Annotated in this window: 5 protein-coding genes; all 5 read left to right on the top strand. The window is 59.5% G+C overall.

Features of this window, described 5'->3' with window-relative positions:
* Positions 1-114 precede the first annotated feature (114 nt).
* The 5 genes from JQM68_RS11615 to rnhA all read left to right on the top strand — a co-directional run bounded on the left by JQM68_RS11615 (position 115) and on the right by rnhA (position 6,001).
* Positions 115-471, top strand: coding sequence for a PH domain-containing protein (locus tag JQM68_RS11615; protein ID WP_235223166.1), 357 nt, complete (start codon positions 115-117; stop codon positions 469-471).
* Between the two features lie 6 nt (positions 472-477).
* On the top strand, positions 478-744 hold the full coding sequence (remB, locus tag JQM68_RS11610) for an extracellular matrix regulator RemB (RefSeq protein ID WP_235223165.1): 267 nt from the start codon (positions 478-480) through the stop codon (positions 742-744).
* Positions 745-842: 98 nt separating this feature from the next.
* Positions 843-2,792 (top strand): DNA topoisomerase (ATP-hydrolyzing) subunit B, encoded by a 1,950-nt coding sequence (gene gyrB / locus JQM68_RS11605; RefSeq protein ID WP_235223164.1) that lies wholly within the window; start codon positions 843-845, stop codon positions 2,790-2,792.
* Positions 2,793-2,931: 139 nt separating this feature from the next.
* Positions 2,932-5,436, top strand: coding sequence for a DNA gyrase subunit A (gene gyrA / locus JQM68_RS11600; protein WP_268821503.1), 2,505 nt, complete (start codon positions 2,932-2,934; stop codon positions 5,434-5,436).
* A 127-nt stretch (positions 5,437-5,563) separates the two neighbouring features.
* Entirely contained in the window at positions 5,564-6,001 is a 438-nt protein-coding gene (gene rnhA / locus JQM68_RS11595; protein WP_235223163.1) for a ribonuclease HI, read from the top strand.
* Positions 6,002-6,266: the final 265 nt, after the last annotated feature.

The raw sequence follows: 6,266 nt of genomic DNA, 5'->3' as shown, positions 1-6,266 counted from the left end.
CACGCCATCCTATTGGCTCTCTCCGGTCAGGCGAGGGCCTGTTGGTAATGCCTGGGACCGGGGGTCCTGAATAGTTACCAATATCTTTGGAAAGACCGAAAGCGTTTCCTGGGGATGCCCCTGTCCTTTACCCGCTACCGGCTCAGTGAGGACCGGCTGTTCTGTGAAAAGGGCTTTTTGAATATCCGGGCGGATGAGGTGCTGCTGTACCGGGTCCGGGACCTGCAGCTGAATATGAGTCTGGGCCAGCGCATTTTCGGCGTGGGCACCATCTGCGTAGTGTCCTCCGACAAGAGCGTGCCCCATCTGGACCTGAAGAACGTGAAGCACCCCCGGGAAGTCAAGGAGCTGATCCACAAAAACGTGGAGGCTGCCAAGGACAAGCGCCGGATGCGCACCACGGAGATCATGGGCGACGCCGCGGACTTCCATGACCTGGACAACGACGGCATTGACGACGATCTGGAGTAAGAAACAATGTATTTGCACTTAGGCCAAAACGAGATCGTGTCGGACCACCGTATCATCGGCATCTTTGATCTGGATAAATGCAGCTACGGCAAGCGGACGCGGGAATATCTGGCCGCCGCCGAGGAAGAGGGCGTGGTGCTGGATGTGTCCGGCGACATTCCCAAGTCCTTCGTGGTCTGTGACCATCCTTATCACACGCAGATCGTCTATCTGAGCCAGCTCAATACCTCCACCCTGAAAAACCGGGCGGAGAGCCGGAAGCTGGAACTGTAAAAAAACATCCGGGGCAAGGAGAAACGGGCCGGAAATGGCTCCGGCCCGGCTCTTCTTGCCTTGTATAAGGAAAACACCCCCCTGAAAGGAGAAACCACATGGCAGACAATGAAATTTTAAATTCAACCGCGGTGGATACCCAAAACGAATACGACGCCTCTGAAATTCAGGTTTTGGAGGGCTTGGAGGCTGTTCGCAAGCGGCCCGGCATGTATATCGGTTCCACTTCTACCTCCGGTCTCCACCACCTGGTATATGAAATTGTGGATAACGCCATCGACGAAGCTCTGGCGGGCTACTGCACCGACATCCTTGTACAGATCAATGAGGGCGATACCATCACGGTCGTGGACAATGGCCGCGGTATCCCCGTGGACATCCAGGCCCAGACCGGCAAGCCCGCCCTGGAGGTCGTTTACACCGTTCTCCACGCCGGCGGCAAGTTCGGCGGCGGCGGCTACAAGGTCTCCGGCGGTCTCCACGGCGTGGGCGCATCCGTGGTCAACGCTTTGAGCGAATGGCTGATAGTCCAGGTCCACCGGGACGGGAAGATCCATGAGATGAAGTTTTCCCGGGGCCATGTGACGGAGGAGATGACCGTTGTCGGCACCACCGACCACACCGGCACTACCGTCACCTTCAAGCCCGACCCTGAGATGTTTGAAGATACTGTTTATAACTACGAGACCCTCCACACCCGGATGCGGGAGGAGGCCTTCCTGAACGCGGGCCTGCGCATCCGCACCGTGGACAAGCGGCCCGGCAAGGAAAATTCAGATAACCTGTGTTTCGAGGGCGGCATCCGGGAGTTCGTCACCTGGCTGAACAAGAGCAAGGACGCCCTCCACAATGATGTCATCTACATGGCGGGCCAGAAGGACGATTCCGTGGCGGAAGTGGCTCTGCAGTATAACGACGGCTATAATGAGACGATTCTGTCCTTTGCCAACAACGTCCACACCCCGGAGGGCGGTATGCATGAGGAAGGCTTTAAGCGGGCGCTGACCACCGTCCTGAACAACTACGGCCGAAAGATCAAGATGCTGAAGGACGACGAGAAGGTCTCCGGCGAGGACTGCCGGGAGGGTCTGACCTGCGTCATTTCCGTCAAGCTCACTGAGGCCCAGTTCGAGGGCCAGACGAAAGCGAAGCTGGGCAACAGCGAAATTCGTACCCTGGTCAATAACATCGTGATGGACAAGCTGGACACCTTCCTGGAGGAAAATCCCCAGGTGGGCCGGATGATTTTGGACAAGGCCCTCACCGCCAACCGGGCGAGAGAGGCCGCAAAAAAGGCCCGGGAGTCCATCCGCCGCAAGACCGCGCTGGGCGGCGCGGCCATGCCCGACAAGCTGCGGGACTGCAACGAGAACAACCCTGAACTGACCGAAATCTACATCGTCGAGGGCGATTCCGCAGGCGGCTCCGCTACCCAGGGCCGGGATTCCCGGTTCCAGGCCATCCTCCCCCTGTGGGGCAAGATGCTGAACGTGGAAAAGGCCCGGGCGGACAAGGTGTACGGCAACGACAAGCTCCAGCCCGTCATCACCGCCCTGGGCGCCGGTATCGGCGACGAGTTCGACGCCGACAAGCTCCGCTATCATAAGGTCATCATCATGGCCGATGCCGATGTGGACGGCTCCCATATCCGCACATTGCTTCTGACCTTCTTCTTCCGCTTCATGCGGCCCCTCATTGAGCAGGGCTACGTCTATTCCGCCGTGCCGCCCCTGTATAAGCTGACCCGTGGAAAAACTACACGTGTGGCTTTCTCCGACGAGGAGCGGGACGCCGTGTCCGCCGAGCTGCGGGGCGGCAACCCCAACGTGAAGGTGGATATTTCCCGGTTCAAGGGCCTGGGCGAGATGAACCCCCATGAGCTGTGGGAGACCACCATGGACCCGGAGAAGCGGACTCTGCGCCGCATCACCCTGGACGACGCGGTGAAGGCCGACGAGACCTTCACGATTCTGATGGGCGAAAAGGTGGAACCCCGGAAGGAGTTCATCGAGAAGAACGCCCAGTACGCCGTCAATCTGGACTATTGATTCCTCGCGGATTCCATATCCCTCGCTTCCGGCAAAAAGCCGAAAGCTCACTCATTTCATCGCTCGTCATCTTCCCACCGCAAACGCTCCGCTGGTTTGCGGTGGGAGCCCTAATTATATTCCTCAAGGAGGATAAACAATGAGTAAAAAACCCCAATACGACCCCGAGGAGATCCGGTATCCCGACCAGAAGATCGTGGAGTCTCCCCTGGTCCCCGAGATGGAGAAATCCTACATTGAGTATGCCATGAGCGTCATCGTGGGCCGCGCCCTGCCGGACGTGCGGGACGGCCTGAAGCCCGTTCACCGGCGTATCCTCTACGCCATGTACGAGGACAACCTGACCTCTGACCGCCCCTTCAAGAAGTCCGCTACCTGCGTGGGCGACGTGCTGGGCCGGTATCATCCCCACGGCGACGCCTCCGTTTATGACGCCCTGGTCCGTCTGGCCCAGGACTTCTCCATGCGCTATATGCTGGTGGACGGCCACGGCAACTTCGGCTCCGTGGATGGCGACCCCCCGGCGGCTTACCGTTACACGGAAGCCCGTCTTGCGAAAATCTCCGACGAGATGCTGCGGGACATCGACAAGGACACCGTGGACTGGGACCCCAACTTTGACGAGACCCGGAAGGAGCCCCGTGTTCTGCCCTCCCGTTTTCCTAACCTGCTGGTGAACGGATCCAGCGGCATTGCCGTCGGTATGGCCACCAACATCCCGCCCCACAACCTGCGGGAGGTCATCGGCGCCTGCATCTGCGTGCTGGACAATCCCGAGGCGGATCTGAACGACCTGATGCAGTATATCAAAGGCCCGGACTTCCCCACCCGGGGCATCATCATGGGCCGCAGCGGTATTCGGGCGGCCTACGCCACCGGCCGGGGCCGTCTGGTCATCCGGGCCCGGCATGAATTCGAGGAATTCGGCAAGGACCGCACCCGCATCGTCATTACGGAGATTCCCTACCAGGTCAACAAGCGGATGCTTATCAAGAGCATGGCGGAACAGGTAGAGGACAAGCGGCTGGAGGGTATCTCCGACATCCGGGACGAGTCCGACCGCAACGGTATGCGCATCGTCATTGAGCTGAAACGGGACGCCAATCCCCAGGTGGTGCTGAACCGCCTGTTCAGCCAGACCCAGCTCCAGACCACCTTTGCCATCAACATGCTGGCTCTGGTGGACAACCAGTCCCAGCCGAAAATTCTCTCCCTGCGGCACATCATTGACGAGTATCTGAAATTCCAGGAAGAGATCATCGTCCGGCGGACCCGGTACGACCTGAAAAAAGCTCAGGAGCGGGCCCATCTGCTGGAGGGCCTGCTCATCGCTCAGGACAATATCGACGAGGTCATCCGCATCATCCGCAGCGCCTACGACGACGCCAAGCAGCGTCTGATGGAGCGGTTCGGACTGGACGACATCCAGGCCCAGGCCATCCTGGACATGCGTCTGAAAGCTCTCCAGGGCCTTGACCGGGAGAAGCTGGAAAACGAGTACAAGGAATTGGAAGAGAAAATTGCCTGGTACAACAAGGTCCTTTCCGACGAGGGCCTGGTGCGGCAGATTTTGAAAGAAGAGCTGACAGCCATCAGCGACAAATTCGGCGATGACCGCATGACGGAAATTCAGGATGTGGAGGACGAGATCGACATTGAGGACCTCATTGAGGAGGAGCAGTGCGTCTTTACCCTGACCCAGGCAGGCTATATCAAGCGGACCCCCGTCAGCGAGTACACCGCCCAGTCCAAGGGCGGCATGGGTAAGAAGGGCATCACCACCCGGGAGGAGGACTACGTGGTGGATGTGTTCACCGCCTCCACCCATGACTATATCCTGTTCTTCACCGACACCGGCAAGGTCTACCGTAAGAAGGGCTATCAAATTCCGGAGAGCGGCAAGACCGCCAAGGGCACCAACATCGTCAACATCCTCCAGGTGGAACAGGGCGAGCGGGTCCAGACCATGATCCATTTCCGGGAGACCACCAATGAGGAGCTGTACCTGGTGATGGTCACCCGCAACGGCACCGTGAAGCGGCTGCCTGTTTCCACCTTGAAGAATCTGCGCAACAACGGCATCCGGGCCCTGACGCTGGACGAGGGCGACGCCCTGGTCACCGTCCGGGAGACCGACGGCACCAAGAAAATTCTCATCGCCACCCACGACGGCCAGGCGGTGTGCTTCGACGAAAACGACATCCGGCCCATGGGCCGTACCGCCGTGGGCGTCCGGGGCATCCGCCTCCGGGAGGGCGACTACGTGGTGGGCGCCGCCCGGGCAGCCGAGGGCAAGTGCGTCCTCTCCATCACGGAGAAGGGCTACGGCAAGCGGACCCCTGTGGAGGAGTACCGCATCACCAACCGGGGCGGCCTGGGCATCCGCAACTACATGGTCACCGACAAGACCGGCCCCGTGGTGGGCGTCAAGGTGGTGGACGGCAGCGAGGACCTGCTGCTGGTCACCCAGGCGGGCATCCTGATCCGCACCGCTGTGGATAACATCCGCATTGCGGGCCGCGCTACCCAGGGCGTCATTGTCATGCGCTTCAAGGAGGAGGGCGACCGGGTCATCTCCATGGCGCTGGCCGACCGGGACGAGGCGGAGGAGACGGAGACCGGGACCGAGGGAACCGAGGCCTGATGAAAACCGTTACCATCTACACCGACGGAGGATATTGCTGCGCAAATCCAGTTCATGTCAACCCTTGCTCGCCGCTGAAGCGGCAACCGCAAGGGAATGACAACAAGCGCCGCCGGAGGAAAGTCATATGAAAACAGTCACCATTTATACCGACGGCGCTTGCAGCGGCAATCCCGGACCCGGCGGCTGGGGAGCCATCCTGATGTACGGCCAGCACAGGCGGGAGCTGTCCGGCGGAGAGGCCAACACCACCAACAACCGCATGGAGCTGACCGCCGTCATTCAAGCACTGTCCCTGCTGAAGGAGCCCTGCATCGTGGACCTGTGGTCCGATTCCAAGTACGTCATCGACGGGTTGGAAAAGGGCTGGGCTAAGGGGTGGAAGGCACGGGGCTGGAAAAAGGCCGATAAGAAGCCTGCTCTGAACCCGGACCTGTGGGACCAGCTGCTGGCCTTGACGGACATCCACTCCCTGCGCTATCACTGGGTCAAAGGCCACGCGGAAAATGCGTTCAACAACCGCTGCGACGAATTGGCGGTTGCGGAAAGTCAGAGATACAAGTGATCTCGGTACGTGGCCTTTGAGCGCCGCAAGGCGGCGCCGCTGCGGAAGCAGCGTACAAGCATTTTGCAAAGCAAAATCTTGGACCGGGCGGGCTTAGCCTGCCCGGTCAAGTCATATCCGGGGCCCCCGCAGGACGCAAGTCCTGTGGGGAAACAAGTCCGCTGTTTTTTGCCGGATTTCAGAGGTAATCGTTTTTCAAGGAAAACATTCACAAACTGTTCATAAGAAAAACATAATTCCGCAAAAATTTTCCGGTATCTTTATC

Source organism: Oscillibacter valericigenes, from assembly GCF_021531435.1.
Taxonomy (GTDB): Bacteria; Bacillota; Clostridia; order Oscillospirales; family Oscillospiraceae; genus Oscillibacter; species Oscillibacter valericigenes_B.
The sequence above is the reverse complement of the archived record's forward strand: the minus strand, read 5'-3'. Positions and strand labels throughout refer to the sequence as shown.

What these genes read in the sequence shown, in the direction of transcription:
- gyrA (WP_268821503.1), top strand. Translation starts at nt 2,932, where the DNA reads ATGAGTAAAAAACCCCAATACGACCCCGAGGAGATCCGGTATCCCGAC.
- rnhA (WP_235223163.1), top strand. Translation starts at nt 5,564, where the DNA reads ATGAAAACAGTCACCATTTATACCGACGGCGCTTGCAGCGGCAATCCC.
- gyrB (WP_235223164.1), top strand. Translation starts at nt 843, where the DNA reads ATGGCAGACAATGAAATTTTAAATTCAACCGCGGTGGATACCCAAAAC.
- JQM68_RS11615 (WP_235223166.1), top strand. Translation starts at nt 115, where the DNA reads ATGCCCCTGTCCTTTACCCGCTACCGGCTCAGTGAGGACCGGCTGTTC.
- remB (WP_235223165.1), top strand. Translation starts at nt 478, where the DNA reads ATGTATTTGCACTTAGGCCAAAACGAGATCGTGTCGGACCACCGTATC.